Here is a 3090-nt window from a genome sequence, read left to right as displayed (position 1 = left end):
CCCGTGGTGGCGCGGTCGTGGGTGGGTGTTGTGTTTGGTGGGGGCGCCGCGCCGCGCGCTCCCCGGGGGCGCGGCCCCCGCGCCCCCGCCGCCCCCCCCCCGCGACCGGGAGAAGGGCTGGCCCTTCCGCGCCTACCTCCTGTGGCTGACCTTCCCCCCGATCGTCCTGCTCTTCCAGGGCCAGCCCTTCCGCCTCGTGATCCTCTACGGGGTCCTGGGCGCGGCGTTCATGCCGTTCCTGGCGCTGACCCTGATCTGGCTCCTCAACTCCTCGCGCACGCCCTCGAACTGGCGCAACGGCAAGCTGAGCAACGGCATGCTGGCGATCGCGGGCCTGCTCTTCGTGGTCCTGTGCGTGAAGCAGATCTGGGACCAGCCCTGGTCGGAGTTCTTCTGACCGCTCGCGCTAGTTGCTCCGGGCCATGGCGCGGGCCCGGGCGATGTCCGGATAGCGCACCGTGAACAGGATCGGCAGGGCCACGCACAGCACGGTCAGGACCGTGCGCCCCACGCTGTCGTGCGGCTGCGCGTGCCGCAGCCAGGCCGTGCCGATCCCGCTCACCGTGAAGGAGGCGGCCCACACGGCGCTGATCACGACGTTGACCTTGTGGAACACGGGATTGCCCCACAGCTCCCGCGGCACCTGGGTCCTGGCGATCCCGAGCGTGAACGGCCGCCCCACCCCGAGCGAGCCCCAGGCGACGAGCGCGAACCAGAGCGAGGACCCGGCCGACGCGTAGTGCTCGACGAGAGTGGAGTCCGGGGCGGCGAACGCGGCGACCGTGCACCCCGCGAAGTACAGGGCGGCGCTGACCTCGATCACGAGCGCGTCCCACCCCCGCCCGCCCCTCCGCTGCGCGCCGGCCAGCACGACGGCGAGCGCGAGCCCGACGAGCAGCGCCCACCGGACGTCGACCGTGCCGATCAGCAGGCTGACGACGATCAAAGGAAGAAAGCTACGCAGATAGGCCACAGGTTCCCCCGAACAGAGACGCTCACCGATATTCCAGTCTTGACATGTCAAAGCTAGAACCTCCACTCGCGACATGTCAATACTGGAATGTCGGCGCTATGCTGCCTGGCATGAGCCTTCGACACGCACTCCTCGGCCTGCTCGCGGACGGCCCGGCGAGCGGCTACGACCTGCTCGGCACCTTCCGTACGAGCCTCGAGAACGTCTGGCCCGCCACCCAGAGCCAGATCTACACGGATCTCACCAAGCTCGACGCGGCCGGCCTGATCAGGATCGCGGCGGAGGGCCCGCGCGGCCGCAAGACGTACGAGATCACCGACGAGGGCCGCGCCGAACTGCGCCACTGGCTCCTGGAGACGGCCCCCGAGGGCTACCGCCGCAACGACATCCTGCTCCGCGTCTTCCTCCTCGGCGCGGTCGAACCGGAGGAGGCCCGCGGCTTCCTCCGCACCCGCGCCACGTCCGCCACGGCCCGCCTGGCCGCCCTCCGGTCCTTCGACGAGTCGATGGACTGGGGCGACGACCCCCTGTCGGTCTACGGCCGCCTGACCCTGGAGTGGGGCAAGCGGTTCATGGCGATGCAGGCGGAGTGGGCCGAGTGGGCGGAGAAGGAGGTCGCGGCGCTGGAGGCGACCCGGTGAAGGCGTGGGGCTTGGGGGGGGGGGGGGGCGGGGGGGCGGGGGGGGGGGGGGGGCGGGGGGGGGGGGGCCCGCGGCCGCGGGGCCGCCGAGCGGCGGCCAGCGGCCCCCACCACGACCCAGACCGCCCGGACCGCCGACCGCCCCCCCGGGGGGCGCGGCGGCGCCCCCCGGTTCCCGGAGATACGCGGCGGTCGCCCGTCGCGTTCACGGACGGCCGGGCCCTCTGCCCGGAGCGCGGGGAGTTGAGGAGGTGGAGGGGGTGGCCGCCGCGGATCCAAACTGGTCCAGACCAATGGGGATGTCAAGGGCTCGAACGACGCTTCCTCGCCAACCCCGGCCGATCACTGTGTGAACAGTGCGAAGTGGGGTGTTGACGGACGCCCGCGTGGATATGGTGCTCGGACAAGCACACCGCAGCGCACCGCGGTGTCCGGAGGAGGCCAGGACGACCGGGGGGATTCGCGTGCCGACCGCAATAGCCGTCACCGACCCCGACCTCGTGCTCGGTTCGCCCGACCGGCACACCCCGACCGCCGCCGTGCTGCCCGTGGGCGCCGCCCGGGACGCGTATCCGCTCGACCGCGCGATCGGTGACGTGCACGCCCTGATCGAGGCGCACGGCTATGTGATCGTGCTCTGTCCGGAATCCGCCCCGGACGCGGTCGTCCACCGGCTGCATTCGATCCGTTCCGTGCTCGAGACCGACCGCATGGCGATTCTGCGGCCCGAACTCCCCCCGCTCGGCCTCGCCGTCCTCGCCCTGCAACTGCGCCAGCTCTCCATCTGCGACTTCAGCCCGGGCGTCCTCGCCTCCGCCGGACGGCTCCTCGCGCACTACGTCCACGCGGGCGCCGTCGTCGGATCCGTCGCCAAGCTGGACCGCGTCCCCGTGTCGCTGCGCGCCCACACCAAGTCCTGGTCGCCGAGCGCCCAGTTCGCCGTCGTCGCCTCCCCGCAGCCGCAGGTGCTGCGCGTCACCGGACCCGACACCGTCCCGACCGGCCCCTCCTTCGGCACGCGGCTCTACTACGCGGCCGGGCAGCAGCCCACCGACTGGGTCACCGGCACGCTCGCCGCCGCGTGGCGCGTCCAGAGCGCCGTCGAGACGCGGCTGCCCGCCGAGTCTCCCCGCTGGTGGGCCACCGGGAAGCCCGGCAGTCCCGGAAAGATGGTCGAGTTCGCCGCCGCGATCCCCGACATCTCCGTGCTCTACCAGCTGGTCTCCTCCGTGAAGCGCGAGGACTGCCGCTGGTGCGGGCTCGAACTCATCGGGGACCGCTGCGGGTTCTGCTCCGCGCGGCTGTCCGCCGAGGCGCCGCCCGAACCGTACGGCGGGGCCGGGCGGCCCGTGCTCGCGCCGGCCGGAGCCGGTGCGGGGCGGGCGGGCGGGCCGCGCCCCCGGCCATGAACCGCGCCCCCCGATACTCCGATGAACCCCCTCCCCCCTCAACACGAGAGAAAACAGTGTGTCCGTCG

At 72.8% G+C, this 3090-nt stretch carries 3 protein-coding genes and 1 pseudogene; 3 read left to right on the top strand and 1 reads right to left on the bottom strand.

Annotated elements, in window-relative coordinates; all coding sequences use genetic code 11:
* Positions 1-397 (top strand): annotated as a pseudogene (locus ACFW9D_RS13095) (hypothetical protein); the annotation flags it as partial.
* Between the two features lie 9 nt (positions 398-406).
* Here ACFW9D_RS13095 and ACFW9D_RS13090 read toward each other — a convergent pair.
* Positions 407-946 carry a hypothetical protein gene (locus ACFW9D_RS13090; RefSeq protein ID WP_384621150.1) on the bottom strand — a complete coding sequence of 180 codons (540 nt, stop codon included), beginning with the start codon at positions 944-946 and terminating at the stop codon, positions 407-409.
* Between the two features lie 137 nt (positions 947-1083).
* On the opposite strand from ACFW9D_RS13090, the gene ACFW9D_RS13085 reads away from it, so the two are divergent.
* Together ACFW9D_RS13085 and ACFW9D_RS13080 are read left to right on the top strand one after the other, a co-directional pair.
* Positions 1084-1614, top strand: a complete 531-nt coding sequence (locus tag ACFW9D_RS13085) for a PadR family transcriptional regulator (protein WP_384621148.1) — start codon at positions 1084-1086, stop codon at positions 1612-1614.
* Positions 1615-2077: 463 nt separating this feature from the next.
* Positions 2078-3022, top strand: coding sequence for a hypothetical protein (locus ACFW9D_RS13080; protein WP_384621146.1), 945 nt, complete (start codon positions 2078-2080; stop codon positions 3020-3022).
* Positions 3023-3090 lie beyond the last annotated feature (68 nt).

It is taken from the genome of Streptomyces sp. NPDC059524 (genome assembly GCF_042749255.1).
GTDB classification, from domain to species: Bacteria; Actinomycetota; Actinomycetes; order Streptomycetales; family Streptomycetaceae; genus Streptomyces; species Streptomyces xanthii.
Note: the sequence above shows the minus strand (reverse complement) of the source record. Positions and strands in the feature narration are given on the sequence as shown.